This is a genomic window from Orbaceae bacterium lpD02 (assembly GCA_036251875.1).
GTDB classification, from domain to species: Bacteria; Pseudomonadota; Gammaproteobacteria; order Enterobacterales; family Orbaceae; genus Orbus; species Orbus sturtevantii.
Map to the genome: position 1 here is coordinate 1,154,329 of CP133960.1, position 26,351 is coordinate 1,180,679.

The 26,351-nt window shown below is 38.5% G+C and carries 27 protein-coding genes; 11 read left to right on the forward strand and 16 right to left on the reverse strand.

The features are described from left to right. Positions 1–25: 25 nt before the first annotated feature. Positions 26–1,030, reverse strand: a complete 1,005-nt coding sequence (locus RHO12_05115) for a 2-hydroxyacid dehydrogenase (protein WVD67159.1) — start codon at positions 1,028–1,030, stop codon at positions 26–28. Between the two features lie 295 nt (positions 1,031–1,325). Between RHO12_05115 and RHO12_05120 the strand changes: the two genes are divergently transcribed. Together RHO12_05120 and RHO12_05125 are read left to right on the forward strand one after the other, a co-directional pair. After that, positions 1,326–2,597: an AmpG family muropeptide MFS transporter gene (locus tag RHO12_05120; protein WVD67160.1), complete on the forward strand. Its 1,272-nt coding sequence runs from the start codon at positions 1,326–1,328 to the stop codon at positions 2,595–2,597. Positions 2,598–2,614: 17 nt separating this feature from the next. Beyond that, entirely contained in the window at positions 2,615–3,265 is a 651-nt protein-coding gene (locus RHO12_05125) for an NAD(P)H-dependent oxidoreductase (protein ID WVD67161.1), read from the forward strand. A gap of 53 nt (positions 3,266–3,318) precedes the next feature. Here RHO12_05125 and RHO12_05130 read toward each other — a convergent pair whose 3' ends face one another. Continuing rightward, positions 3,319–3,510, reverse strand: a complete 192-nt coding sequence (locus RHO12_05130) for a hypothetical protein (protein WVD67162.1) — start codon at positions 3,508–3,510, stop codon at positions 3,319–3,321. Between the two features lie 273 nt (positions 3,511–3,783). On the opposite strand from RHO12_05130, the gene tmk reads away from it, so the two are divergent. From tmk to yciH, 4 genes are all read left to right on the forward strand, one after another. Beyond that, on the forward strand, positions 3,784–4,422 hold the full coding sequence (gene tmk / locus RHO12_05135) for a dTMP kinase (GenBank protein WVD67163.1): 639 nt from the start codon (positions 3,784–3,786) through the stop codon (positions 4,420–4,422). Further along, on the forward strand, positions 4,409–5,428 hold the full coding sequence (holB, locus tag RHO12_05140) for a DNA polymerase III subunit delta' (GenBank protein WVD67164.1): 1,020 nt from the start codon (positions 4,409–4,411) through the stop codon (positions 5,426–5,428). The genes tmk and holB overlap by 14 nt, the downstream gene beginning before the upstream one ends. 96 nt (positions 5,429–5,524) lie before the next feature. Next, positions 5,525–6,223, forward strand: a complete 699-nt coding sequence (gene pyrF / locus RHO12_05145; GenBank protein WVD67165.1) for an orotidine-5'-phosphate decarboxylase — start codon at positions 5,525–5,527, stop codon at positions 6,221–6,223. 7 nt (positions 6,224–6,230) lie between these two features. Continuing rightward, positions 6,231–6,554, forward strand: a complete 324-nt coding sequence (gene yciH / locus RHO12_05150; protein ID WVD67166.1) for a stress response translation initiation inhibitor YciH — start codon at positions 6,231–6,233, stop codon at positions 6,552–6,554. Positions 6,555–6,612: 58 nt separating this feature from the next. Here yciH and tmaR read toward each other — a convergent pair whose 3' ends face one another. The 6 genes from tmaR to leuA form a co-directional block, all read right to left on the reverse strand. Then, positions 6,613–6,933: a PTS system regulator TmaR gene (gene tmaR, locus RHO12_05155; GenBank protein ID WVD67167.1), complete on the reverse strand. Its 321-nt coding sequence runs from the start codon at positions 6,931–6,933 to the stop codon at positions 6,613–6,615. A 101-nt stretch (positions 6,934–7,034) separates the two neighbouring features. Further along, complete coding sequence (gene hxpB, locus RHO12_05160) at positions 7,035–7,706, reverse strand: hexitol phosphatase HxpB (GenBank protein ID WVD67168.1); 672 nt, start codon at positions 7,704–7,706, stop codon at positions 7,035–7,037. Between the two features lie 47 nt (positions 7,707–7,753). Next, the gene (gene leuD, locus RHO12_05165; protein WVD67169.1) at positions 7,754–8,356 is read right to left on the reverse strand and encodes a 3-isopropylmalate dehydratase small subunit; all 603 of its coding nucleotides are present in this window, start codon (positions 8,354–8,356) and stop codon (positions 7,754–7,756) included. Positions 8,357–8,367: 11 nt separating this feature from the next. After that, complete coding sequence (gene leuC / locus RHO12_05170; GenBank protein WVD67170.1) at positions 8,368–9,780, reverse strand: 3-isopropylmalate dehydratase large subunit; 1,413 nt, start codon at positions 9,778–9,780, stop codon at positions 8,368–8,370. A gap of 69 nt (positions 9,781–9,849) precedes the next feature. After that, a complete protein-coding gene (gene leuB / locus RHO12_05175) occupies positions 9,850–10,929 on the reverse strand; it encodes a 3-isopropylmalate dehydrogenase (protein WVD67171.1) in 1,080 nt (359 codons plus the stop codon). Positions 10,930–10,984: 55 nt separating this feature from the next. Next, entirely contained in the window at positions 10,985–12,529 is a 1,545-nt protein-coding gene (gene leuA / locus RHO12_05180; protein WVD67172.1) for a 2-isopropylmalate synthase, read from the reverse strand. A gap of 478 nt (positions 12,530–13,007) precedes the next feature. Between leuA and hslV the strand changes: the two genes are divergently transcribed. Together hslV and hslU are read left to right on the forward strand one after the other, a co-directional pair. After that, complete coding sequence (gene hslV, locus RHO12_05185; GenBank protein ID WVD67173.1) at positions 13,008–13,535, forward strand: ATP-dependent protease subunit HslV; 528 nt, start codon at positions 13,008–13,010, stop codon at positions 13,533–13,535. 129 nt (positions 13,536–13,664) lie between these two features. Then, on the forward strand, positions 13,665–14,993 hold the full coding sequence (hslU, locus tag RHO12_05190) for an HslU--HslV peptidase ATPase subunit (protein WVD67174.1): 1,329 nt from the start codon (positions 13,665–13,667) through the stop codon (positions 14,991–14,993). 51 nt (positions 14,994–15,044) lie between these two features. Here the strand turns inward: hslU and amtB are convergent, their stop codons facing one another. From amtB to RHO12_05230, 8 genes are all read right to left on the reverse strand, one after another. Continuing rightward, complete coding sequence (gene amtB / locus RHO12_05195) at positions 15,045–16,343, reverse strand: ammonium transporter AmtB (protein ID WVD67175.1); 1,299 nt, start codon at positions 16,341–16,343, stop codon at positions 15,045–15,047. Positions 16,344–16,388: 45 nt separating this feature from the next. Beyond that, the gene (glnK, locus tag RHO12_05200; GenBank protein WVD67176.1) at positions 16,389–16,727 is read right to left on the reverse strand and encodes a P-II family nitrogen regulator; all 339 of its coding nucleotides are present in this window, start codon (positions 16,725–16,727) and stop codon (positions 16,389–16,391) included. A gap of 235 nt (positions 16,728–16,962) precedes the next feature. Next, a complete protein-coding gene (gene dgt, locus RHO12_05205) occupies positions 16,963–18,450 on the reverse strand; it encodes a dGTPase (GenBank protein ID WVD67177.1) in 1,488 nt (495 codons plus the stop codon). A gap of 20 nt (positions 18,451–18,470) precedes the next feature. Then, positions 18,471–19,538 (reverse strand): 5-(carboxyamino)imidazole ribonucleotide synthase, encoded by a 1,068-nt coding sequence (gene purK, locus RHO12_05210; GenBank protein WVD67178.1) that lies wholly within the window; start codon positions 19,536–19,538, stop codon positions 18,471–18,473. Positions 19,539–19,548: 10 nt separating this feature from the next. After that, positions 19,549–20,088 carry a 5-(carboxyamino)imidazole ribonucleotide mutase gene (gene purE / locus RHO12_05215; protein WVD67179.1) on the reverse strand — a complete coding sequence of 180 codons (540 nt, stop codon included), beginning with the start codon at positions 20,086–20,088 and terminating at the stop codon, positions 19,549–19,551. 257 nt (positions 20,089–20,345) lie between these two features. Then, on the reverse strand, positions 20,346–21,176 hold the full coding sequence (locus RHO12_05220; protein ID WVD67180.1) for a MetQ/NlpA family ABC transporter substrate-binding protein: 831 nt from the start codon (positions 21,174–21,176) through the stop codon (positions 20,346–20,348). Positions 21,177–21,253: 77 nt separating this feature from the next. Further along, on the reverse strand, positions 21,254–21,931 hold the full coding sequence (locus tag RHO12_05225; GenBank protein WVD67181.1) for a methionine ABC transporter permease: 678 nt from the start codon (positions 21,929–21,931) through the stop codon (positions 21,254–21,256). After that, positions 21,918–22,964, reverse strand: coding sequence for an ATP-binding cassette domain-containing protein (locus RHO12_05230; GenBank protein WVD67182.1), 1,047 nt, complete (start codon positions 22,962–22,964; stop codon positions 21,918–21,920). The genes RHO12_05225 and RHO12_05230 overlap by 14 nt, the downstream gene beginning before the upstream one ends. A 262-nt stretch (positions 22,965–23,226) precedes the next feature. Between RHO12_05230 and guaB the strand changes: the two genes are divergently transcribed. The 3 genes from guaB to modB all read left to right on the forward strand — a co-directional run bounded on the left by guaB (position 23,227) and on the right by modB (position 26,351). Further along, entirely contained in the window at positions 23,227–24,693 is a 1,467-nt protein-coding gene (gene guaB, locus RHO12_05235) for an IMP dehydrogenase (protein ID WVD67183.1), read from the forward strand. Between the two features lie 213 nt (positions 24,694–24,906). Beyond that, positions 24,907–25,665 (forward strand): molybdate ABC transporter substrate-binding protein, encoded by a 759-nt coding sequence (gene modA, locus RHO12_05240; protein ID WVD67184.1) that lies wholly within the window; start codon positions 24,907–24,909, stop codon positions 25,663–25,665. Beyond that, positions 25,662–26,351, forward strand: a complete 690-nt coding sequence (modB, locus tag RHO12_05245; GenBank protein WVD67185.1) for a molybdate ABC transporter permease subunit — start codon at positions 25,662–25,664, stop codon at positions 26,349–26,351. Before modA ends, modB begins: the two co-directional genes overlap by 4 nt.

Below are 26,351 nucleotides of genomic sequence, written 5' to 3' on the forward strand. Positions count from 1 at the left end.
CAAATAGTTGGGTAAGTAAAAATAGCTATAGTTTAACTACATTAAGGCAATCCTTTCCTCTATAGACTGCTTCAATATTAGCCAAAGTAGTATCAGATATATTTAACAGTGCTTCCTGAGTCAAAAATGCTTGATGACCGGTAAAAATCACATTATGGCATGCAGATAAACGTCGAAAAACGTCATCTTGAATCACATCATTTGATTTATCTTCGAAAAAGAGATCCCGTTCATTCTCATAAACATCCATGCCAAGCGCGCCAATCTTAGATTGTTTTAAAGCATCAATTGCAGCGGCGGAATCGAGTAATGCCCCTCGGCTGGTATTAATGATCATTACGCCATCTTTCATCTTTTGAAACGACTGCGCATTTAATAAATGATAATTTTCAGGTGTCATTGGACAATGTAAAGTGATCACATCCGAATTAGCATATAACTCATCTAAGGTCACATAGCTTGCGCCGAGTTCAATTACAGTATCTGATGGATAAGGGTCATGAGCTAAAATTTTCATACCAAACCCTTTAAGAATACGGATCACTGCTTGACCAATTTTCCCTGTACCAATAACCCCTGCTATACGGTTATGCATGTTAAATCCAGTGAGCCCATCGAGGGAGAAATTAGCATCGCGGGTCCGTTGATAAGCTTTATGGGTACGCCGATTAAGTGTCATCATTAGCGCAACGGTATGCTCTGCAACCGCTTCAGGCGAATAGGCTGGAACCCTTACGATGGTCATTCCTAATTTTTGGGCTTCTTTCAAATCAACATTATCAAAACCGGCACAACGTAAGGCTAGAATATTAACACCTAGAGACGATAACTCTTTTAAGGCCTTTTTGTCTGCTTCATCATTCACAAAAATACAAACCGCATCAAAGTTTTTAGCCGTAATTGCGGTTTTACAACTTAGTTTATGTTCATAGTATTCAATCTGAAAACCAAAATTTTTGTTAGCTATTTCTAAGTGTTCACGATCATAATGTTTGCTACTAAAAACAGCGACTTTTATCTCATGTTTCATATTTCCACTCCTGATAAGCATTGCTAATTAACCATTATTAATTAATAACATAATCTAAATTAAAGGTAAATCAATAATAGTAATTGTTAAAAAGCATTATCGAATATTTTATAAGTAGATAAGTTGTGTCATCATGGTTTTTCAGCCAAAACTATACCACCAAATCGGTTTATAATTAACGCCATATATCTAGATGTTGCCGTCTATATTTCTATGATTAATAGTATCGCAAAAATTAACCTGTGATATACTGAAGCAAGATTTTTAATCACTATCAACGATATATCGCAATTACATGAACAACATATCTAAAAATCATAACTCTATTTTAAGTGTTATCTTTAATACCAAAATGTTGATTTGTGTATTCACTGGCTTCGCCTCTGGACTACCATTATATATTCTTATCCAATTAATGCCCGCATGGCTTCAAAGTGAAGGGGTAAATATAAAAACGATTGGTGCGTTTACCCTTACCCAAATCCCTTATATATGGAAATTCTTATGGGCACCGTTTATGGATAATATTTCTCTTTTTCGCCTCGGTAGAAGGCGAGGATGGATGTTACTATCACAAATAGTGTTATTTATTCTTATTGCCAGTATGGGATTTTTTTCACCAACATTAAATATTATGCTTATTGCGTTACTTTCTTTTGCTATTGCGCTTTTTTCTGCTACACAAGACGTCGCTTTAGATGCCTTTAGACGCGAGCTACTTTCAGACAAAGAGCTAGGATTAGGGAATAGCATTCATATTAATGCTTACCGTATTGCTGGACTTGTGCCAGGTTCACTATCGTTAATACTATCAAATTACTTTGCTTGGGATATCGTTTTTATTGTGACTGCATGTTTTATGTTTCCAGCTATTTTAATGACCATATTAGTTAAAGAACCAAATAAGCAAGTAGTAACAACACATAAGCTCGAAAATATTATCACCAAACCATTTTTAGAATTTATACAACGTAATGGTATAAAGTCTGCATTGTTAATTCTTGCCTTTATCTTTTTCTATAAATTAGGCGATAGTATGGCAACATCACTTGCCACGCCATTTTATTTGCAAATGGGATATAGTCGAGTTGATATAGGCTTAATTGCCAAAAACGCCTCCCTCTGGCCTAGTGTTATTGGTGCTTTATTCGGTGGAATACTCATGATAAAAATCGGCATCAATCGCGCCTTATGGCTATTTGGTATGGTGCAAGTATTATCTATTTTAGGGTTTGTTTGGTTATCAATTAAAGGACCATTTGATGTAATAGCATCAGAACAACTTATTCTGTTAGCTGCTGTCATTAGCTTTGAAGCCTTAGGTGTAGGTTTAGGTTCGGCAGCATTTGTTTCTTATATTGCTAAAACCACAAATCCGCTCTATACCGCGACACAATTTGCTTTATTTACCAGTTTCGCCTCAATCCCTCGCACATTAATGAATGCATCTACAGGTTTTATTGTTGCTAGCTTAGGCTGGACTAATTTTTTTTGGTTATGTACGATGCTTGCCATTCCAGGAATGCTTCTGCTATTTAAAGTTGCGCCTTGGCAAGCAAAAGAATAAATTACATTGGAGAACATATGGACAAGCTCACACAAGCCTTTAATTTTCGTCATGCTTGCAAAATTTTTGATGACACAAAACAGATACCACAAGAAGAGATTGATTATATCTTAGAAGCTGGCAGACAATCTCCTTCCTCTTTCGGAATGGAGCCTTGGCACTTTGTTGTTATTAATGATGTAACAATCAAACAACAATTAAAACCGCTCTGTTATGAGCAACCACAAATCACTAGCTGCTCTGATTTAATCATCGTACTTTATCGTAAAGAGTCTCACTTTACGATGCAAAGTGAATACTTAAGACAAGCAGTACAAAGAACACTACCCGCTCAAGGTGCATCTTTTGATCTCGATGCCGCATGTCAGTATTTTATTAACTATTGTAAGCAAGGTTTACCTAAAGGCGTCAGCATTGATAATTGGTCGGAAATGCAGTGTTACATTCCCAGCACTAATATGATGACAGCTGCGGCTTATCACGGAATTGACTCATGCGCTATAGGCGGCTTTCAAGGCGATAAGATAATAGCGGAATTAGAAAAACGATTACCACAACTGAGTGTAAATAATTTTGGCGTAGCACTATGCTTAGCATTTGGTTACCGTAAGAACCCTCAAACAGAACAATTAAGATGGGAAAAAGCCAGCTTAACTACTTTTTTATAAAAAAAACCCGCTCAAAAAAGCGGGTGAAAGGGACTCAACGTAATCAAATTTGGTTATATATTCAATACTTTATACAACATCTCTGCATCATGTGATGCAGAATTAATAATAAATTGAACGCCCGATAAAATATCTGCTGTTCCTCTATCGTCTGTGCTATTTTGAGCTGAAGTTAAAATTTCATGCGCCCAATTAAGTTTCCGTAAAACTAATTCAATTTGTTCTATTTTAATGTCATCGACCATTTTGTTTAACTCTCCGCCTATTTAATTACTTTATCAATACCGATTAATGGTTTGGTGGTATTATGGTGATAAAAAATATTTTATCAACACAAAAAACAATATTAATATCTTTTTTACGATGTAATTACAATTAATAATTTATTTTTTATTTTTAAAAACAAAAAAATTACTTGATTCTATTAATTGTTATCAATCGTATTGTTGTAACTAAATCGATGGGCAATTGATTAGATCGATAGTATAATTCTATGCAAGATAATTAAGGATCAAATTATGCGCGGTAAGTTCATCGTTATTGAAGGCCTCGAAGGCGCTGGAAAAACAACAGCAATTCAAACTATCACACATATTTTAAAGCAAAATAAAATTGACCAATTAGTGTATACAAGAGAACCAGGTGGAACCCCTATTGCCGAAATATTACGCAATATTATAAAAAATGGCGTAGCTGGAGAACCTTTAACGCATAGAGCTGAATTACTTATGTTTTATGCTGCTCGGATCCAATTAATTGATAATGTTATAAAGCCGGCACTATCAAATAATAAATGGGTAATTGGTGATAGGCACGACCTTTCCACCCAAGCTTATCAAGGTGCTGGTAGACAAATTGATCCTAGCTTTATGTCTATGTTAAGACAAGGTGTCCTATCAGGCTTTAAACCCGATTTAACCATCTACATGGATATCCCCCCTGAATTAGGTTTAAAACGTGCAAGCGCTCGGGGAGAACTCGACCGAATAGAACAAGAATCATTAGATTTTTTCATACGTATTCGTGACCGTTATTTAGCACTAGCAGACGCAGATCGCTCAATAATTACGATTGATGCTAGCCAGACATTGGAACAAGTAACGAAAGCAATTGAAGACGCTCTTAATCGATGGTTGAGTGACAATGGAATTAATTAATGAACCGTTAATCAACTACCCTTGGTTAATGAAAGCTTATCAGAACCTAACATTACCGTTAATTAATGGGCACGCGCATCATGCACTATTAATAAAATATATTGCCGGTTGTGGCGAAGAAAAAGTTGTGACTAAATTAGCTATGCGTTTGTTATGTTCTACGCCGCAAAAAAATGAGCCTTGCGGCCAATGCCATCACTGCCAATTATTTTTAGCCAATAATAATCCTGACTATTATATTATTAAGCCTGAAAAAAATAAGTTATCGATAGGAATAGACCAAATAAGAGGGATCGCAACGAAAATATATGAACGCTCACAACAAGGAGGCAATAAAGTTGTCTGGTTACAAACCGCATCACTAATGACTGAGGCCGCTGCTAATGCACTTTTAAAAACATTAGAAGAGCCGCCTGAAAATACCTATTTTCTACTTTCAGATATCGATAATGGCAAACTATTACCAACGATTCGTAGTCGCTGTCAGTTTTATTTTTTGCCTGTTCCCGAATTAGATGCATCCATTTCATGGCTAAAATCACAAAGCTTGACTAATCAATATAATGAAAATCAATTAGCAACGGCATTATTACTAAACAATAACGCGCCGCTTGCCGCTTTAAAGCTACTCGAAACTGAACAATGGCAACAGAGAGAACAATTTACCAGTAAATTACAAATTGCCTTAACTGAATATGATTTCTGGAGCTTACGCGATAGCTTCCTTAATCAGGAAAATAGCTTAATACGTTTAAATTGGTTTTGTATATTACTAAATGATAGTTTGAAAGCGAGACAAAAATCGGGACGATTTATTGCTAATCGAGACCAAGTTGCTTTAGTTAGAGTTATTGCCCATTTTGGCACAGAAAAAATTATAAAACTCTATACCCTTTGGCGAGACGTTCAAGAGCAACTCGCTACTGTTACAGCATTAAATCAAGATCTCATTATCAGTAATTTATTAGCACAATCAGAAATAATCATTAATTCTTCGACTAATTAGCTTCAAAATTGCGAGATAGTTTTGCTATAATGTCGCCCTATCTCTCTCAATTAATTATTATGACATTATACTAATTTATACAAAGGAATTATTAACATGCCATCCCCGATTATTGTTGCTGTAGACTTTGCCGATATAAAATCAGCTTGGAATTTTATCGATCGCGTTGAACCAAAAGACTGTCGTTTAAAAATAGGTAAAGAGTTATTCACAATAGCTGGGCCAGATTTTATTAGAAAAATTCAAAATAAAGGCTTTGATGTATTTTTAGATTTAAAGTTTCATGATATTCCAAATACAGTAGCAAGTGCAGTTGCTGCCGCAGCAGATCTAGGTGTATGGATGACAAACGTACATGCGAGTGGCGGTTCACGTATGATGCAGGCAGCGAAAGACTCACTCTATTCTTATGGAAAAGAGGCACCAATATTAATCGCTGTAACCGTATTAACAAGCATGGAATCTGCAGATTTAAAAGAGATTGGTATTAACATTTCACCGCTCGAACACGCAACTAAACTGGCGGTGCTTGCTAAAAATTGTGGTTTAGATGGGGTTGTCTGCTCAGCGAAAGAAGTTCAGAGTTTTAGAACTCGTTTAGGCAGTGATTTTAACTTGGTTACACCTGGTATCAGACCGATTGGTAGCGATCCAGATGACCAGCGGCGAATTATGACACCACAACGAGCGCAAGCCGCAGGGGCAGACTATTTAGTGATTGGCCGCCCAATAACACAATCGGAAAAACCAGAGCTAACGTTGAAAAATATTTTATCAACATTAGATCTTAATTAAGGTGGTTATGATGTCAGGTGATCGCCTCGTCTATTCAACAGAAACGGGTAGAATTAAGACCGAGCAGGAAAAAATTTTGCGCCCAAAAGGAGATGGCATTCTTCGCATTCAAAAGCAAACAGCCGGTCGTAAAGGGAAAGGGGTATGCGTTATTACTGGATTTGAGTTAGATGATAGTGAACTGATGAAACTTGCCGCTGAACTAAAAAAACGCTGTGGTTGTGGTGGTAGCGTTAAAGAGGGTTCGATTGAAATTCAAGGCGATAAGCGAGACTTGCTTAAACAATTATTAGAGCAAAAAAACTTTAAAGTAAAACTATCTGGTGGCTAGTTATCGCCTTATAAAAAAGCAAAACAGACGTTTTGCTTTTTTATTTGAGCCAATTAAACTAGTTACCGCTCATTGTTCGCATTTTAGCTGAAATTTCACGGCGCTCTTTTGATATCTCCGCATTTTTAATAATGAAATCATCTACGCGATCTTCATAATCAATTTTCATATTAGCTATAATTGCTTGAATCTCGTCATAAGTCATATTTGGCTTAATGTAATCACTTAAGTTTTCAAGCAATAATACTCTTTTTTGATTATCACGAATTTTCTTTTCGTTATCGGTGATTTCACGTTTGAGTTTATTTAAGCGGCGAGATAGGCGAACATACTCTAATACATTTTGGAATGAAGACTTTATAACTTTATCCTTTTCCATTTATAACTCCTTATATCAAATTGTTAATATATAAATTGTCATTCTTGCTGTAAGTATATACTAGTTATATCGTAAAGTAGACTAAATTAAAAGCTTAATCATTATTTTAAATGAGACTTGTTAAGCTCAAGCAGCGATGATAAATGATAATCAGCTAAACACCATTGAGGAAAATGTCTATCGCTAATCGCGGGCACCACAATAGATATCATTCTTGCCGCTTTAGTCGCAATCATCCCAGCTAAAGAGTCTTCAATCGTTAAACAATTTAGTGGATCAACCGCTAGCTTTTCAGCGGCACACAAATAAACAGCGGGATGGGGTTTACCATAATTTAGTTTTTCAGCAGAAACACGAACAGCAAACTGCGATGTGATCCCGAGACAATCGGTTACAACCTCAATGACTCTCATTGGTGATGATGACGCTAGTCCAACTTTTAAACCAAGCTCATGACAGAGTGCTAACGACTCATGTACACCAGGCAGAATCGGCTTAGTAGCTAAAATTTTATCAATCACTAAATCAATAATTTTATCAACCAGTTGCGTTGGTGGAATTTTTTGCTCTGGCACTATTTTACAATACAAATCAACGACCTGATCAATGCGAATGCCGGTCGTTAATAACGTATACTTTCTATGCAACTCATCATAATCTACCCCATAAAGCGCTAGCGACTCTTTTACTGCTTCTTCCCACAATGGCTCAGAGTCAAGCAATATGCCATCCATATCAAAAAGAACAGCTTGAGTATTAAATAGTTTAGTCATAACGAGTTGCCTCAATTAATAAATAGTTGATTTATAAAAATAGAAAATTAAGCAAGGAAAGTCGGTATTTTATGCTCAAAAGAGCTAATCGCCTCTTCGTGTTGTAACGTTAATCCTATGTTATCTAAGCCATTTAGTAAACAGTGACGTTTAAATGGATCGATTTTAAATGAGTAAGACTTATCACCCACAATCACAACCTCATTTTCAAGATCAACAGTAAACTCCATACCTTCATTAGCTTCAACAATTTTAAACAACTCATCAATATCTTCTTCGGAAAGATTGACTAACAACAATTGATTGTTAAATGAGTTATTATAAAAAATATCCGCAAAGCTTGAACCGATAATAGTTTTAAAACCATAATCAGCTAACGCCCATGGCGCATGTTCACGTGATGAACCACAGCCAAAGTTTTCTCGGGTTAACAAGATGCTTGCACCTTGATAGCGAGGTTTATTTAATACAAACTCGGGATTAGTTTTTTGACCTATATCATCGAGAAAGCGCCATTCATGAAACGCATGTTGACCAAAACCAGTACGCGTCACTTTTTGTAAAAATTGCTTTGGAATAATCGCATCAGTATCAACATTAGCCGCATCTAAAGGAGCAACCAAGCCAGTATGTTTTGTAAATTTAGCCATGATTGGTCTCCTTAAAATGGTTTACGAATATCAGTAAAATGCCCAGTAATTGCAGCAGCAGCTGCCATCGCAGGACTCACTAAGTGCGTTCGGGCATCACGGCCTTGACGCCCTTCAAAATTACGGTTACTAGTTGATGCACAGCGATCGCCGGGGGCTAATTTATCATCATTCATGGCTAGGCACATGGAGCAACCAGGTAGTCGCCATTCAAATCCAGCAGCAATAAAAATTTTATCTAGCCCTTCAGCCTCAGCTTGAACCTTAACCGGTCCTGAACCAGGCACAACTAATGCTTGAACACCAGAAGCAACTTTGCGCCCTTTTATAACGTCTGCCGCTGCGCGTAAATCTTCAATCCGAGAATTAGTACATGAACCAATAAAAACTTTATTGATTTTAATTTCCGACATTTTCGTTCCTGCTGTTAGTCCCATATAAGTTAAAGCACGCTCAGCTGAATTTTTCTCGACTGGGTCATTAAAGTTATCTGGATTAGGAACCGCTGCGTCAATTGATGTAACTTGACCAGGATTTGTACCCCATGTCACTTGAGGCGCAATCTCTTTACCGTCTAAAATGACCACTTTATCAAACTCGGCGCCATCATCAGTTTTTAGGGTTTGCCAGTAACTAACTGCCTTATCAAAATCATCACCTTTAGGTGAATATTGACGATCTTTTAAGTACTCAAATGTGACATCATCGGGCGCCACAATTCCAGCTTTAGCACCCATTTCAATTGCCATATTACATAATGTCATACGGCCTTCCATCGAAAGTGCCTTAATGGCATCACCACAAAATTCAACCACATAACCTGTACCGCCGGCACTGGTTGTTTTACCAATAATAGCTAAAATAATATCTTTGGCTGTGATGCCGGCTGCAACTTGCCCTATTACTTCAATTTTCATGGTTTTCGCACGCCCTTGCTTTAAGGTTTGGGTTGCAAGCACATGCTCAACTTCAGAGGTACCGATGCCGAATGCTAATGCACCAAAGGCACCATGGGTAGCCGTATGTGAATCACCGCATACAATGGTCATACCCGGTAATGTCATGCCTTGCTCTGGACCAACAACATGCACAATACCACGTAGTGGACTTGCAAGATCATAAAGTGATATACCAAATTCTTTGGCATTTTTAGCAAGCTCCGTTAGCTGAATTCTTGCCATCTCTGTACAGGCACTTAATTCATTACTTTTAGTCGAGGTATTATGATCCATTGTCGCGAATGTTTTATGCGGCTGACGCACTTTGCGATTCATCGCACGTAATCCGTCAAATGCTTGTGGAGAGGTTACCTCGTGCACTAAATGACGATCAATATATAAAATGGGTGTTTCATTCTCAGCTTCATAAACAACATGTGCATCATATAATTTTTGATACAACGTTTTAGGTTTTACTTCTGACATTGCTATGTTCCTTTATCGTTTTATTAAGATTACCGATTTAATCCATAATCCTATAGAAAATATAAACTACTAAATCAATTGGCAAATGGTATTACCCATTTCATCAGTTGAAACGTGCTTATCACCGCGTGCTAAATCAATTGTTCTGACGCCTTGCTCTAATGCTTTATTAACCGCATTTTCAATTGCTTTAGCAATGTCGTCACGTTTTAAACTGTAGCGGACCAGTAAGGCTAATGATAGAATTTGCGCTGCAGGATTTGCGATATTTTTGCCAGCAATGTCTGGTGCACTGCCACCCGCGGGTTCATACAAACCAAACCCTTGTTCATTTAGGCTAGCAGAGGGCAACATTCCCATTGAACCAGTTATCATGGCACATTCGTCAGATAAAATATCACCAAATAAATTTGAGCATAACAACACATCGAATTGTGCAGGATCTTTAATTAATTGCATCGTCGCATTATCAATATACATATGCTCAAGCGCCACATCTGGATAATCTTTAGCGACTTCGCTTACAACCTCACGCCATAAAATAGACGTTTGTAAAACATTTGCTTTGTCAATGGATGTCACTTTTTTGCGACGAAGACGTGCTGATTCGAATCCCATTTTAGCGATTCGTTCAATTTCAAAGCGATGATATACCTCAGTGTCAAATGCTCGCTCTTGTGGTCCGCTTCCTTCACGACCTTTTGGTAAACCAAAGTAGATCCCACCTGTCAGCTCGCGCATACATAAAATATCAAAACCACGTTTGGCAATATCGTCGCGTAATGGACAAAGTTCTTCTAATCCTTGATAAAGGCTTGCCGGGCGCATATTAGCGAATAATTTAAAATGCTTACGCAGTGGCAATAAAGCGCCTCGTTCAGGCTGCTGATCGGGAGGCAAATTAGTCCACTTTGGGCCACCTACGGAGCCAAATAATATCGCATCTGCTTTTTCGCAGCCGATTAATGTATCTTTCGGCAATGGGCAACCGTGAATATCAATCGCTGCGCCACCAACATCATATTCGCTAGTGGTAATAGATAATTGATATTTTTGCCCGATAACGTCAAGTACTTTATAAGCTTGTTTCATCACTTCTGGGCCGATCCCGTCCCCTGGCAATACTGCAATATGGTATGACTGTGACATAATTATCCTCAACTATTTTAACGTTATATTTAATTTATTATTTGATCTTGGCTGATTAACCATGTAAACGCTGCTTCTCTTGAGCAACAATCGTGGCACGATAAATATTATTTAAGGCATTAATCAACGCTTTTGCTGATGATTCAACAATATCAGTTGCTAGGCCAAAACCATGAAAACGCCGGCCATTATGCTCAACAACAATATCTACTTGGCCTAATGCGTTTTCACCCTGCCCTTTACCGGCTAATTGATATTTTACAATTGAAACAGGCATATTTGTAATACGATTAATGGCTTGATAAACCGCATCTACGGGGCCGTTACCGGTTGCTGCGTCTGATTTTTTATCTTGACCAACCGTTAAGCTAACCGAAGCCGTTGAAACCACTGTTGTGCCTGATTGAACATTAAAATAGTCTAAAGAGTAATGTTCTTCGTCATCTTTTAATTTATTCATAAAAATTAAGGCTTCCAAATCATAATCAAAAACTTGCCCTTTTTTATCGGCTAAGGCTAAAAACGCAGCATAAATTTGGTCTAAATCATAATCACCATCACGATAGCCTAATTCGTCTAAACGATGTTTCACCGCTGCACGTCCAGAACGAGACGTTAAATTTAACTGAACTTGATTTAAACCAATCGATTCAGGCGTCATTATTTCATAGGTTTCACGGTTTTTTAATACACCATCTTGGTGAATTCCTGATGAATGCGCAAACGCATTACTACCAATAATAGCTTTATTAGCTGGGATCGGGGTGCTTGCTAACTGACTAACAATTTGGCTGGTACGATAAATTTCTTGATGGTTAATATTAGTATGAACATTTAAGATATTTTGACGGACTTTAATCGCCATAATAACTTCTTCTAAAGCCGTGTTACCGGCTCTTTCACCTAAACCATTCATCGCTCCTTCAACTTGCCTTGCCCCTTCTTGAATGGCACTAATGGAATTGGCAACTGACATCCCTAAGTCATCATGACAATGAACCGAAATAACCGCTTTATTAATATTAGGCACGCGTTCAAATAAGTTACGAATAATGCCACCAAATTGATAAGGCACGGTATAACCAACCGTATCAGGAATATTAATCGTTGTTGCACCTGCTTTAATCGTTGCTTCAACAATTCGGCATAAATCATCAATTGGCGTTCTACCAGCATCTTCGCAAGAAAACTCAACATCATCAGTATAATTTCGCGCACGCTTAACACTATGTACGGCCCTTTCAATGACATCATCAAACGTCATTCTTAATTTATCTTTGACATGCAACGTTGAGGTTGCCATAAAGGTATGAATACGAAACTGATTCGCGATCTTTAATGCTTCAGCTGCAACATCAATGTCTTTATCAACGCAGCGCGCTAATGCGCAAATACGGCTATGTTTAATTGTTTTAGCAATAGTTTGTACTGATTCAAAATCACCGGGCGATGAAACTGGAAAGCCAACTTCCATAATATCAACACGCATTCTCTCTAGGGCTAAGGCTATTTGCAGTTTCTCTTTCACACTTAAACTGGCTTGTAATGCTTGCTCACCGTCACGTAATGTTGTATCAAAAATAATTACTTGATCGCTCATTTGCTTTTCCTTTTTATTAAGCACTAAATCACTGGTTAATATTGCGAGCTTGCTATGTACTAAAAAACAAAAAACCCGCAACTTAGCGCGGGTTTCTGTTATTTATGAAAGTAGATGGTTAGATCAATTTCACTTCACACACAGACGATCCGCGCAATATGATGCGAGGAGGAGGCTGAGTAGGAGGTTAATTGAACTAAACATTAAATTCTCTTAATTACGATAAAATTATTAGTGCTATTTCTACCAAATATTGTTTTGTGTGTCAAGCAAAAATTTTATAGTGATATTTAATCCGTTAAGTTAAAAAAATAAATAAAACACTTAGATTAATATGCAGGTAAAGATAAAAAGCATGTAATGACATTTACTTATTAACCTTAGTAGTTGAAAACAGTTTTATCATCCCAATATACGCTTTATAAACACTAAATTTGACAATTTAATACGCCAACTGATTAAATTTAAGGAGCAGAATGTGACTACAATTGTTAGCGTCCGTCGTAATGGACAAGTCGTTATTGGTGGCGATGGCCAAGTTACACTAGGTGAACGAATCATCATGAAAGGTAACGCTAAAAAAGTGCGTAGACTCTATAACAATAAAGTAATTGCAGGTTTTGCTGGAGGCACAGCCGATGCATTTACTTTATTTGAGTTATTTGAACGTAAGTTAGAAATGCATCAAGGACATTTAACTAAAGCGGCAGTCGAATTAGCAAAAGACTGGCGAACAGATAGAATGCTACGCAAACTAGAAGCTTTACTTGCGGTAGCCGATGAAACTGCGTCACTCATCATCACCGGCACTGGCGATGTAATACAACCAGAGGACGATCTGATCGCCATTGGCTCTGGCGGACCTTATGCGCAAGCTGCTGCAAGAGCATTACTAGAGAGTACGGAACTATCCGCCAAAGATATTGTACAAAAATCACTGACGATTGCCGGCGATATCTGTGTATATACCAATGGCTTCCAAACTATTGAAGAGTTAAATTATTAATTATTCTATTTGTACTGTTGGTGTTGTGGTAATAAACGTGAAAGCTGAACTTACTCGCGTTCATTTTTTTTCGACCCAACAATAACATTACAAGTAATCCTTTATAACTCAATTTAAAGAGAAAGAATTATGTCCGAAATGACACCAAGAGAAATCGTTAGTGAACTTAATCAACATATCATTGGCCAAGATAAAGCAAAACGTGCCGTCGCAATTGCGCTGCGCAATCGCTGGCGCCGTATGCAACTTGATGAAGGATTGCGTCATGAAGTCACGCCTAAAAATATTTTGATGATTGGCCCAACTGGGGTGGGTAAAACAGAGATCGCTCGCCGCCTAGCTAAATTAGCTAATGCGCCTTTTATTAAAGTTGAGGCAACTAAATTTACAGAAGTCGGTTATGTGGGTAAAGAAGTCGATTCTATCATCCGTGATTTAACGGATTCAGCCGTAAAAATGATCCGCAGTCAAGCGATAGAAAAAAACCGTAATCGTGCTGAAGAGCTTGCCGAAGAGCGTATTTTGGATGTACTCGTCCCTCCGGCTAAAGATGGTTGGGGCCAAAGCGAAAATAGTACCGAATCGACTGCAAGACAGGCATTTCGTAAAAAATTACGTGAAGGGTCGCTTGATGATAAAGAGATCGAAATTGAAGTATCAGGGGTCAATATTGGCGTTGAAATCATGGCTCCTCCAGGTATGGAAGAGATGACCAACCAGCTTCAATCGATGTTTCAAAATTTAGGCGGGCAAAAAACTAAACCCCGTAAAATGAAAATTAAAGAAGCATTCAAACAACTGATTGAAGAAGAAGCCGCTAAATTAGTCAACATTGATGATTTGAAACATGAAGCGATAGAAGCCGTTGAACAAAATGGTATAGTCTTTATCGATGAGATAGACAAAGTCTGCAAACGAGGTAATTCATCAGGCCCTGATGTATCACGGGAAGGCGTACAGCGTGACTTATTACCTTTAGTGGAAGGTTGTACTGTTTCAACTAAACATGGCTCAGTAAAAACTGATCATATTTTATTTATCGCATCGGGCGCTTTCCAAACGGCGAGCCCATCAGACTTAATCCCTGAATTGCAGGGCCGCTTACCTATTCGGGTTGAGCTACAAGCCTTAACAACTGAGGATTTTGAACGTATTTTAACTGAACCTAATGCTTCTTTAACCGTTCAGTATAAAGCACTAATGGCCACAGAAGGCGTCAATATTGAATTCACTCGCGATGGGATCCGCAAAATCGCCGAATCAGCATGGCAAGTAAATGAACAAAATGAAAACATTGGTGCCCGTAGGTTACATACGGTACTTGAAAGACTTATGGAAGAAGTCTCATTTGCCGCCAGTGACTTAAACGGTAAAACGATTACCATTGATGCCGACTATGTCAGTAGCCACCTAGATAAGCTGGTTGCTGATGAAGATCTCAGTAAATTTATTCTTTAGTAAGAAAAGGGTTAGTTAATCTAGCCCTTTTATATTTATATCGTAAATTGATTAAAGATTAAATGCGCTTTCGCCATGGCTATTAATATCAAGTCCTTCTCTTTCTTGTTCCTCAGATACACGTAGACCAACAATTTTATCTGCGATTTTAAAAGCAATAAATGCCACAACAGTAGTCCAAATTACGCAAGTTATAATGCTCATAGCTTGAATACCAATTTGTAATAGCATTGTAACGCCTTCATTATAACCAACGCCACCTAGTGTTTCGGCAGTAAATATGCCAGTTAATAAACAGCCGACAATACCGCATACACCGTGTACACCAAATACATCACAGGTATCATCAACACGTAATAACCGTTTGAGTGCAGATACGCCCCAAACTCCAGCGCCACCACAAATTAGTCCAATGGTTAGCGCGCCACCAACACCAACAAATCCAGCAGCAGGCGTTATACCAACTAATCCGGCAATCACACCAGAGCAACCGCCTAGACAAGACGGTTTACCTCGATATAGCCACTCAATTGCCGACCACGAAAGAACTGCCGCCGCGCTTGCTGCAACAGTGTTAATAAAAGCAAGTCCTGCGACTTCATCCGCGTGCGTTGAGGAACCAGCATTAAAACCAAACCAGCCGATATAAAGAATGGCAGCACCAAGATAAACATAAGGTAAATTAAACGGTTTTAGTGCTTCTTTATTAAAGCCCAATCTTTTTTTTAGTAAATAGGCGCCGACTAAACCAGCAACCGCGGCATTAATATGTACGACCGTACCGCCAGCAAAATCAAGCGCGCCTTCTTCGCCGAGTATTCCCCCGCCCCAAACCATATGAGCCATCGGTATATAAGAAAACGTGAACCAAATAAGCATAAAAATAATAACAGCAGAAAACTTAATACGCTCAGCAAATGCACCAAGGATTAAACAACACGTAATACAGGCAAAGGAGCCTTGAAAAGCAACCCAAACTAACTGATAGATTGAGTCTTGCAAATCGGTAATTTTAATCCCAGCTAATAAAATATCGTCAAAATTACCAAAAAACCAGTTACCCTCACCAAAGGCTAATGAGTAACCATATAAGATCCAAAGCACACTAATAAGTGAAAAAGTAAATAATACTTGTGACAGCATCGACAGAATATTTTTTACGCGTAGTAAACCACCGTAAAATAGCGCAATACCCGGTACTGACATAAATAACACTAACGCAGTACAAATCATCATAAATCCATTATCCGCTTTATCAGCAACACTCACCACTTGCTCAATAATAACATCATCAGCAAATGTACAGCTTGAGCTAAAAATCGTTAAGAATACTATTATTTTTTTTAACATAATTAACGTCCTATCTAGATTATTTGTGCCTAATTAGCCATGTAATTAAAGTGCAGCTTCGTCTGTTTCACCCGTGCGAATACGGATTACATTTTCAAGCGAAGTAATGAAAATTTTGCCGTCACCTATTTTCCCGGTATAGGCAGCTTGGGTAATGGTTACAACAACGTCATCAAGCAACTCATCAAGAATTGCTACATCTATTTTCACTTTCGGTAAAAAATTAACGGTGTATTCTGCACCACGATAAAGCTCAGCATGCCCTTTCTGACGGCCAAAACCTTTCACTTCGCTCACAGTTAAACCATCGACACCAATATTAGATAGTGCATCACGAACATCTTCTAGCTTGAAAGGTTTAATAATGGCGGTAACTAATTTCATTGCATAATCCTCCTAATTGAAAGTATCAATTAAGATAATTGCAAATACTATGCCAAAGTATAAAGTTGCTTTTTAAACTAAGATTTAAGGGGCGGGATTATATGTAGTTAAGATAAATACTTGCTCCACTTAATGGTCATTAACTACGGGCATAAAGCTAACAAATTAATAACGTTCAATACGATAATAAAATTAATAAAAGAGTATCAACGTAATAATTTGCACCAATACCGTGCTAATCACTCACCATCAGCTTGCGATACTCATCGTAAGCAAAATGGTCGGTCATGCCACTGATATAATCTTGAATCAATCGTGCACGATAGTAAAACTCCCAAATCAGGAAATCAGGACCATTTTTATCAAGTAATTTAACCGCTTGTTTATAAGCAAGGCAATGTTTAGCCGATAATTTATGATAAAGGCGAGTTTCAATCATATAACCTTTGTGCTTATTTTCTTCGACCAATATGCAAAAATCCGCTGCAGGCATTTCGAGCAATGAACCATAAATATCGAGTAATCCAGTAATAATACGATAGCCCTGTAATTCGATATTTTCCACCGACTCATGATTAAACACATGCTTAAAACCGACATTTTTAAAAATGTCCAACAATTTAAACTGCGCATCGCGATCTTCCAGCAAAGCATGATTAAACGAACCAGCATAAATTTCATCAATATTCTCAATAAATCGTTCAGCGGCATGGGGCACCAGCTCGCCAATGGTATTCACACGTAAATACATAAAAAACTGATCAATGCTAATCGGATCATAGCCATTTTTAGTCAAATTGTCATAAGGTCGCTTTACCACTGAATCAAACAGATCGCCTTTTTTAGACGGACCCCACTCATCTTTTAAATATTGATAAAGCTGATCAACGGTAAAAATATTTTTTTCAACCGCATCTTCTAAATCAGCAATACAGTAAGAAATATCATCGGCGGCCTCCATAATATAAGTGAGTGGATAGCGGTGATACGCTTGCTGATCAATGCTGGCCATTAACTGCTTTACAAATACTTCTTCGGCTAAATAAAAACCGGGTTTCTTCATTAGATAACTGAATTGTTCTGGAACAGACTCCGTCCAATAAGCTGGCTTAGTATATTTTAAAATACTGGCAATTTGCGAATAGGTCAAATTGAGCTTTAAAATGGTATGAACGAGCCTAATAGCTTGGGCATTACCCTCAAAATTGCATAAATCTTGACGCACTTTTTCACGCAAATTATTGAGCACAGTTGCACCTGTTTGCTTATCTAAAAACGAATACGTTGTTTTCGCTTTATCAATACAGATACGGCTCGCAAACCAGTGGTTAATTGCCGCCTCACCAAAATGACCAAATGGAGGGTTGCCAATATCATGCATTAAACATGCCATTTCGACCAAACTTTCAATCACCACGCTGAGTTTATCCAGCCCATATTGTTCGAGCTGATTATTGCGCGCTAGTCGCTGATAAATATCTTTTACGATATAACGTCCCACTTGTTGCACTTCAAGTGAATGCGTTAAACGAGTGCGCACCACCGCATTACGCTCTAACGGGAAAACCTGCGTTTTTTGTTGCAATCGGCGAATGGCCGCAGAGTTAATAATCCGGCCGCGATCGCTTTCAAAACAGCGAATCAGCGAGTATTCATCGTCTGAACGCTCCTTTTGCGCACTAAAACTACGCTGATAACTAATTTTATTATGGAAATTGATCATTATTTACTCTTATGTAGTTTTTAAACTAATTTAGCTTTTGCCCAATTTATCGCTGCTAAGTAATTAGACGGCAACATAACTATTAGCTGTTCTAATGCATTATATAGCATATGATGATTTTGGTGCGTAAGATTTAAATGCCCGACTTTTCGCCCTGCTCTTACTTCTTTATCATACCAATGTAGATGAACAAGTACGATTGATAACCAATTTTTATCATATTCAGTGCCGATTAAATTGACCATCACCGAGGGAGCAAAGATATCTGGTGTGGGTAACGGCAAATCTAAAATTGCGCGTAAGTGTAACTCAAATTGGCTAATGGATGCGCCATTTTGGCTCCAATGCCCGCTATTATGAACCCTTGGTGCTAATTCGTTAATCAACAATCTATCACCAAGTACAAAACATTCCATTGCCATTACACCGATATAATTAAGTTTATTCATGATGGTGCTAAGCATAGTTTCTGCTTGCTGTTGTAATTTATGATCAACATGAGGGTAAACTATGCTTATATTTAACATACCATCTTGGTGAAAGTTATGGGTTAGCGGATAAAATACCGTTTTACCATCAAGGCCGCGCGCACCGATTAACGACATTTCTCCATCAAACGCTATAGCCTGCTCAACAATTGATGATTGGTAGGCATCCACCGGTATATCTAAAAGAGAATTAGCATTAACTCGCCACTGACCTCGACCATCGTAGCCACCCACTCGCCGTTTCACTATCAACACGTCGCCTAAGGCGTCAAATAGCACCGGCCAATCACTTTTATCATTGAGTGTTTGCCATTGAGCTGTAGGTAAGTGCAAACTATCAAAAAGCTGCTTTTGCGTCAGCCTATCGGCAATAATAGGAAAGATATCACGATTAATAAACGCATTATGGTTAGCTAAGGTTTGACTAAAAGGCGTATCTGGCCAGCGCTCTATCTCGGCAGTGATCACTGAATCTTGATAAGGAATTGAAGTAGGTTCAACATCTAGTCCTACTGGATAAACATTAATGCCTAATGGTTCGCCTGCTTGTTTAAGCATTCGGCCTAATTGACCATTACCTAATACACATACCGATTTCATAGGTTATTTCCTATTTATTATTAATTCTTGGATCTGAATGAGCGAGTACATCATCTGTTTGTGTTTGTCTAAATTTAACTAAGCGATTAAACAGCGCTTTATCCTGGATGGCGACTATTTGTGCGGCTAATAATGCCGCATTAGCAGCCCCTGCATTACCGATAGCAAGCGTACCAACAGGGATCCCTTTTGGCATTTGTACAATAGAGTATAGACTATCAATCCCACTAAGGGCGGCACTTTGAACTGGCACGCCTAAAACCGGTACTAAGGTTTTAGACGCTAGCATGCCGGGTAAATGAGCTGCCCCCCCCGCGCCGGCGATGATCACCTCAACGCCATTTGCCTTGGCTTGCTCGGCAAACGCAAATAACTTATCTGGCGTGCGATGAGCCGATACGATTTCAACCGAAAAAGGCACTAATAGGTTAGTTAAAATATCGGCAGCATGTTGCATTGTATGCCAATCACTTTTTGAGCCCATTACAATGGCAATTTTACGATTCTCAGTAGTTTTGACTGACGAGCTGGCTAGTGCTTTTTTAGACATAATAGGTACTCAGCAAAATCAAAAGAGTTCCATTATAGAGAATTTACTCGGTGAGTTATAGATTATTTTTTGTTAATTACTATCGGTATTGCATCTTAAAAGATTAAATAAGACTCAACGCTAAAAAAAGGCTAGTTACAGTAAACCAGCCTTTTCAATCAATTTTAACGTAGTATTTAAAATAAAATATAACCGCGTTTTGCAACTAAACAATAAGGTATAAAACAGTATGATAAGTTTTATACCTTAGTAAAGGTCTAGCCTTGCGGCCAAATAAAACGACCTTTTGCATCCGAATCTTCAGTAATAAACTGTTTCATTTCATCCGATTGATAAAGTTTTTTTACAACTTGCGCCCATTGAGTATCTAAATTCTGTTTTTTGACCGCAACTAAGATCTCTAAATTAGGTGAGAGTTGTTCATAATAGATAGCGTATTTAGCATCGACTTTGCTCATCCAAGCAATCCCACCAGGCATAATAGCAAAATCAACTTCATCTAACATTCTTGGAATTAACTCCGATAGCACGACTCTAAACTGTAAATCATATACATTATCTGCGATATCAAGAATACTTGCCGCGCCTAGGTTAATCCCCTCTTTAAAGGTGATCCAATTTAGTTTTTCTAGCATAACCAATGCTCTTGCTGCATTTGATGGATCGTTTGGAATGGCAACAATTTGTCCTTTTTTAACCTCATCAACCGAACGGTGTTTTTCGGAAAAAATCGCTGCCGATATTGACGGTATATGCACCAGTGAAACTAAATCATCATTGTGGGTCTCTCTTTTATAAGTATCAAGATAAGCTTGATGCTGCGCTGCATTGAGATCAATACTGCCTTCTGCCAATGCAGTATCAGAGTCGCGTAATGAGCTAAAATTGACTAACGTAACACGATAACCAAGCTCTTCTAATCTTGGTTTTACGATGTTTTCCATTAAAATATTATGCATACTTGGCGTCATACCTATTCTAATTTCTTGCTTGGCACCTTGCACCGTATTGCTATCTGATTTTTGATCACATGCGATCAAAAATAGGCTGAATAGAAATAATAATGGCAGATAAATATATTTGTTCATGTTATTTTCCTCTACTTTCACTTAATAGATTAATTTTAATAAAAATTAATTTTTGAGACATTAAATCCGATTTTAGATTAATTGCGTCGATAACGATGACGCATTGATTTAGATATTTGGTTACCCGCACTTTGTATTACCTGTACAATAATAATTAAGGTTACTACTGTTGATATCATTGCCACATTATCAAATCGTTGATAACCATAATTTAAGGCTAAATCACCAATTCCGCCAGCTCCAATTGCCCCTGCGATAGTGGTAGCGCCGATTAAGCCAATCGTTGCGGTTGTATAGCTAAGCACTAACGAAGACTTTGCTTCCGGTAATAAAAAGTGCCAAATAACTTGCCATGTCGTTGCCCCCATCGCATCGGCGGCTTCGATAATGCCATCACTCACTTCTAATAGCGAGTTTTCAACTAACCTTGCAATATACGGGCAGACAAAAAATATTAGCGGCACAATCGCGGCGGTCGTCCCAAATGAAGTGCCAACAATAAATTTTGACAAGGGTAATACCGTAACGAGTAAAATTAATGATGGTATTGAACGCAAAATATTAATCAGCGTATTTAATATATTATAGATAATTGCATTAGGTTTGATGCCGCTAGGGCGATAAACAACCAGTGAAATAGCAATCACCGTACCGATAATCATGCCAAAAAATAACGATACCACAACCATATAAAACGTTTGGTATAACGAAACTAAAAATAGATCTAATGTAATTGTCGTACTAAATCCAAACATAATTACCATCCTCATTCAATTTAGCGATACGTACATCTTGTTGTTTTAAATAGCTGATCGTATCAGTAATGTACGTTTGTTCACCTTCTATACTCGCGAACATATAACCGATTACTTCTTCTTTAATATTAATCATATTGGAAAATAAAATATTAATTTGCATTTTACCATTAGCCTTTAAAATCGCCTGACTAATGACCGAACCTTGCGCCGAAGCACCTAAAAACTCAAACCGATAGACATTTGAGACATGTTTAGCAAGCAGATGGTTACGAACTGGAGTGGGTAACTTATCAGGAATAACAGAACCAATAAACTTTTGTGTTACCGGTGATTTTGGTTGCTTAAAGAGATCAATGACCGCACCGTGTTCGACAATTTTACCGTGCTCCATAACGATCATATTATTGCAGATATGTTTAACGACACTCATCTCATGGGTAACAATCACAATTGTAACATTTTGTTCTCGGTTAATTCGTTGCAATAAATCTAATATTGAACGTGTCGTTTGAGGATCTAGCGCTGATGTTGCTTCATCGCATAACAAAATCGTCGGCTTATTAGCTAAAGCCCTTGCAATGCTTACCCTCTGCTTTTGCCCGCCAGATAGTTCATTTGGGTAAAAGAATTTTTTATCACTTAACTCAACAAATTCTAATAACTCATCGACGACTTTATTACGTTCCTGTTTACTGACACCATTAAGCAATAAAGGCAAGGCAATATTTTCAGCAACGGTTTTGGTTTCTAACAGATTAAAACCTTGAAAAATCATGCCGATTTTTTTCTTAACTTGCCTAATTTGTTTATCATCATAATGAGCCAAGTTATTACCATCAATAAGCACTTCACCCGTGGTTGGTTTTTCTAACATATTAATTAATCGGACTAAGGTACTTTTACCTGCCCCACTGTAACCAATGATGCCAAAAATATCGCCATTGGCAACCGTCAAATTAATATCAGTTAGGACTTTATTGATTTGATTATCTTTACCAAAAACTTTATTTACATTAATAAATTCAATCATATAGCCTCACAAGGTTCTAATGTGATAACGTTAAATAGTTTAAAATAAACTAATTCAACAGCTTACATTTTCACCCGTTACAAATTTTACTAAACAATAATGTTGTCGATTATAACACATAGCACAATTAGCCAACATAAAATTAGAGTTATTCAAAATAATAAACCCGTATTAAATAAAAACTAGCTTTATAAAACAAGACGATGTAGAATGCTTCGGCAATATTTTATCAACATTTATTTCAGCCACGGTGAATATTGCTATGTCTCGTATAATTAAAGAAGCACTTACTTTCGACGATGTTTTATTAGTTCCAGCTCATTCAACTGTCTTACCAAACACGGCAGATATCAGCACTCAGTTAACCGCAACAATTAAACTCAATTTACCGATGCTTTCAGCGGCAATGGATACCGTTACCGAAGCTAATTTAGCCATCGCTTTAGCGCAAGAAGGTGGCATTGGCTTTATTCATAAAAATATGCCAATTGAACTACAAGCTGAACATGTTAGGCGCGTTAAAAAATATGAAAGCGGTATTGTACAAGATCCAATTAGCGTGTTACCCACTGCGACCATTCAAGATGTGGTTAAGCTGACCAAAGATTATGGTTTTGCTGGCTTTCCAGTTGTAAATGAAGACAATAATCTTATTGGCATCATCACGGCACGCGATGTTCGTTTTGCCACAGATTTAAGCCAGCCAGTTACCACTGTGATGACGCCAAAAGCGCGTTTAGTCACGGTACTTGAGAGTGAACCTCGTGAACTCGCGTTACAAAAAATGCATGAAAGTCGGGTTGAAAAGGTGCTAGTCGTTGATAATAGCTTTCATTTAAAAGGTATGATAACGGTTCGAGATTTCCAAAAAGCGGAAGAGAAGCCCAATGCCTGTAAAGACGAAAAAGGCCGTCTGCGCGTTGGAGCAGCAGTTGGTGCCGCACCGGGTAATGAACAACGTATTGCGGCATTAGTTGAAGCAGGCGTCGACGTGTTACTTATCGATTCATCGCATGGCCATTCAGAAGGCGTTCTACAACGCATTAAAGCAGCCAGACAAGCCTACCCTGATTTGCCAATTATTGGTGGTAACATTGCCACCGCAGCAGGGGCATTAGCCTTAATTAAAGCAGGAGTCAGTGCCGTTAAAGTAGGTATTGGTCCAGGTTCAATTTGTACTACGCGTATTGTCACTGGTGTTGGGGTACCACAAATCACTGCGATTATGGACGCGGTAGAGGCGGCTAAAGCGTATAATATTCCTGTCATTGCCGATGGTGGCATTCGTTACTCTGGTGATATTGCTAAAGCGCTAGCGGCAGGCGCAAGTTGTGTAATGGTGGGGTCAATGTTTGCGGGTACGGAAGAGGCGCCTGGCGAAATTGAACTTTATCAAGGCCGAGCCTATAAATCTTACCGCGGTATGGGATCGCTTGGTGCGATGTCAAAAGGCTCATCAGATCGCTATTTCCAGTCTGATAATGCAGCAGATAAGCTGGTACCTGAAGGCATTGAGGGGCGCATCGCCTATAAAGGCGCCATAAAAGAGATCATCCATCAGCAAATGGGCGGGCTACGTTCATGTATGGGATTAACAGGCTGCGCGACCATTGATGAACTAAACACCAAAGCGCAATTTACGCGCATTACGGGTGCTGGAATTAAAGAGAGCCATGTGCATGATGTTTCGATCACAAAAGAGCCACCTAATTATCGCTTAGGTCAATAAGCTTAACTTCATAACGGTGGCATTAAACCGTCACCGCGACTGTATATTTATGCTGCTAACATTACGTATCTAAAACAGTGTATCTAAAACAATGTTTCTAAAACAATGGCAAAGCATTTAGAGCGACATTTAATTGCTATTTAAGCAAATTTGTTACATCATTTTATGATTAGCATGATAAATAATGAACCGTAAGCAACAGAGGACAATAACATGAAAAAACTTACTGGAATTATTTTTGCCATTAGCACCCTATTGATGAGTCTTAGTGCCACCGCTAGTGAAAAAGTACTGGTATTTGCTGCCGCATCGTTAACCAATGCCATGCAAGATATTAGCGCACTTTATAAAACTGCTCACCAAGACAGCGAGATCATCTTTTCATTTGCTTCTTCATCGGTACTGGCGCGTCAAATAGAACAAGGTGCACCTGCCGATATTTTTATGTCAGCCGATCAAAAATGGATGAATTACCTAATTGACGCTGGTTTAGCCAAGAACAAACAGACCTTACTTAAAAACTCACTGGTGCTTATCGCCCCGCTCACCTCAACATTAGATCAGGTAACCATTGATAGGCAAACCGATTGGCACACGATCTTACCACATGGTGAGAGGATGGCGGTTGGCGATCCCGACCACGTACCCGCGGGACTTTATGCTAAAGAGTCGCTGACTAATCTTGGCGTATTTAAGCAAATTGAGCCGCAACTTGCCTCAGCAAGTAATGTACGAGATGCCTTAATGCTTGTTGAACGAGGAGAGGCCGCTCTCGGCATTGTATATAGTACCGATGCAAAAATTAGCGACCAGGTAAAAATCATCGGTGAGTTTCCTGCTGATAGCTTTCAAGCGATTGAGTACCCGATGACGCTCTTAACCAATAACGTTGCCGCTAACGATTTTTATCAATTTTTAACTACCGCAGCAGCATTGGCAATATTTGAAAAATATGGTTTTGTTGCTCAATGATACTCACCGAGTATGAATGGCAAGTACTGCTACTCAGTTTGAAAATAGCGAGCGTGGCGATTATTTTTAGCCTACCCGTCGCTATTTTAGTGGCATGGTTACTGGCGCGTTGCCAATTTTGGGGTAAGTCACTGTTTGATAGTATCATCCATCTACCTTTAGTGCTTCCACCTGTCGCACTGGGCTACTTATTACTTATCACCATGGGGCGACGTGGCATTATTGGCAAGTGGCTCTATGATACAATCGGTCTTAATTTTAGCTTCAATTGGCAAGGTGCCGCATTGGCATCGGCCATTGTGGCATTTCCGTTAGTGGTTCGATCTATTCGCTTAGCTATTGAATCGATTGATAGCCGACTCGAAAATGTGGCCCGTACACTGGGCGCTAATCGACTGCGGGTTTTTATCAACATTACCTTGCCACTTGCTTTTCCGGGTATTTTGATGGGGATCGTGCTTGGCTTTGCTAGGTGCCTTGGTGAATTTGGTGCTACCATCACGTTTGTATCAAATATTCAAGGTGAAACCCGAACCATTCCATTAGCGATGTATACACTATTACAAGTCCCGAATGGTGAAAACGCCGCCATGCGCCTGTGCATCATCTCGATTGTCATCTCATTAATTGCACTTATTGCCTCAGAATGGTTGAACCGCTGGCATAAAAAGAAACTGGCAGGATAA

Bases quoted from the DNA above. Each gene is read 5' to 3' on its own strand.
- purE (WVD67179.1), bottom strand. From the start codon at position 20,088: ATGTCTAAAAAAGCACTAGCCAGCTCGTCAGTCAAAACTACTGAGAAT.
- leuB (WVD67171.1), bottom strand. From the start codon at position 10,929: ATGTCACAGTCATACCATATTGCAGTATTGCCAGGGGACGGGATCGGC.
- leuD (WVD67169.1), bottom strand. From the start codon at position 8,356: ATGGCTAAATTTACAAAACATACTGGCTTGGTTGCTCCTTTAGATGCG.
- RHO12_05125 (WVD67161.1), top strand. From the start codon at position 2,615: ATGGACAAGCTCACACAAGCCTTTAATTTTCGTCATGCTTGCAAAATT.
- RHO12_05115 (WVD67159.1), bottom strand. From the start codon at position 1,030: ATGAAACATGAGATAAAAGTCGCTGTTTTTAGTAGCAAACATTATGAT.
- tmaR (WVD67167.1), bottom strand. From the start codon at position 6,933: ATGGAAAAGGATAAAGTTATAAAGTCTTCATTCCAAAATGTATTAGAG.
- hxpB (WVD67168.1), bottom strand. From the start codon at position 7,706: ATGACTAAACTATTTAATACTCAAGCTGTTCTTTTTGATATGGATGGC.
- dgt (WVD67177.1), bottom strand. From the start codon at position 18,450: ATGATCAATTTCCATAATAAAATTAGTTATCAGCGTAGTTTTAGTGCG.
- RHO12_05220 (WVD67180.1), bottom strand. From the start codon at position 21,176: ATGAACAAATATATTTATCTGCCATTATTATTTCTATTCAGCCTATTT.
- RHO12_05230 (WVD67182.1), bottom strand. From the start codon at position 22,964: ATGATTGAATTTATTAATGTAAATAAAGTTTTTGGTAAAGATAATCAA.
- RHO12_05225 (WVD67181.1), bottom strand. From the start codon at position 21,931: ATGTTTGGATTTAGTACGACAATTACATTAGATCTATTTTTAGTTTCG.
- modA (WVD67184.1), top strand. From the start codon at position 24,907: ATGAAAAAACTTACTGGAATTATTTTTGCCATTAGCACCCTATTGATG.
- yciH (WVD67166.1), top strand. From the start codon at position 6,231: ATGATGTCAGGTGATCGCCTCGTCTATTCAACAGAAACGGGTAGAATT.
- purK (WVD67178.1), bottom strand. From the start codon at position 19,538: ATGAAATCGGTATGTGTATTAGGTAATGGTCAATTAGGCCGAATGCTT.
- leuA (WVD67172.1), bottom strand. From the start codon at position 12,529: ATGAGCGATCAAGTAATTATTTTTGATACAACATTACGTGACGGTGAG.
- glnK (WVD67176.1), bottom strand. From the start codon at position 16,727: ATGAAATTAGTTACCGCCATTATTAAACCTTTCAAGCTAGAAGATGTT.
- holB (WVD67164.1), top strand. From the start codon at position 4,409: ATGGAATTAATTAATGAACCGTTAATCAACTACCCTTGGTTAATGAAA.
- leuC (WVD67170.1), bottom strand. From the start codon at position 9,780: ATGTCAGAAGTAAAACCTAAAACGTTGTATCAAAAATTATATGATGCA.
- guaB (WVD67183.1), top strand. From the start codon at position 23,227: ATGTCTCGTATAATTAAAGAAGCACTTACTTTCGACGATGTTTTATTA.
- modB (WVD67185.1), top strand. From the start codon at position 25,662: ATGATACTCACCGAGTATGAATGGCAAGTACTGCTACTCAGTTTGAAA.
- amtB (WVD67175.1), bottom strand. From the start codon at position 16,343: ATGTTAAAAAAAATAATAGTATTCTTAACGATTTTTAGCTCAAGCTGT.
- tmk (WVD67163.1), top strand. From the start codon at position 3,784: ATGCGCGGTAAGTTCATCGTTATTGAAGGCCTCGAAGGCGCTGGAAAA.
- pyrF (WVD67165.1), top strand. From the start codon at position 5,525: ATGCCATCCCCGATTATTGTTGCTGTAGACTTTGCCGATATAAAATCA.
- hslU (WVD67174.1), top strand. From the start codon at position 13,665: ATGTCCGAAATGACACCAAGAGAAATCGTTAGTGAACTTAATCAACAT.
- RHO12_05130 (WVD67162.1), bottom strand. From the start codon at position 3,510: ATGGTCGATGACATTAAAATAGAACAAATTGAATTAGTTTTACGGAAA.
- RHO12_05120 (WVD67160.1), top strand. From the start codon at position 1,326: ATGAACAACATATCTAAAAATCATAACTCTATTTTAAGTGTTATCTTT.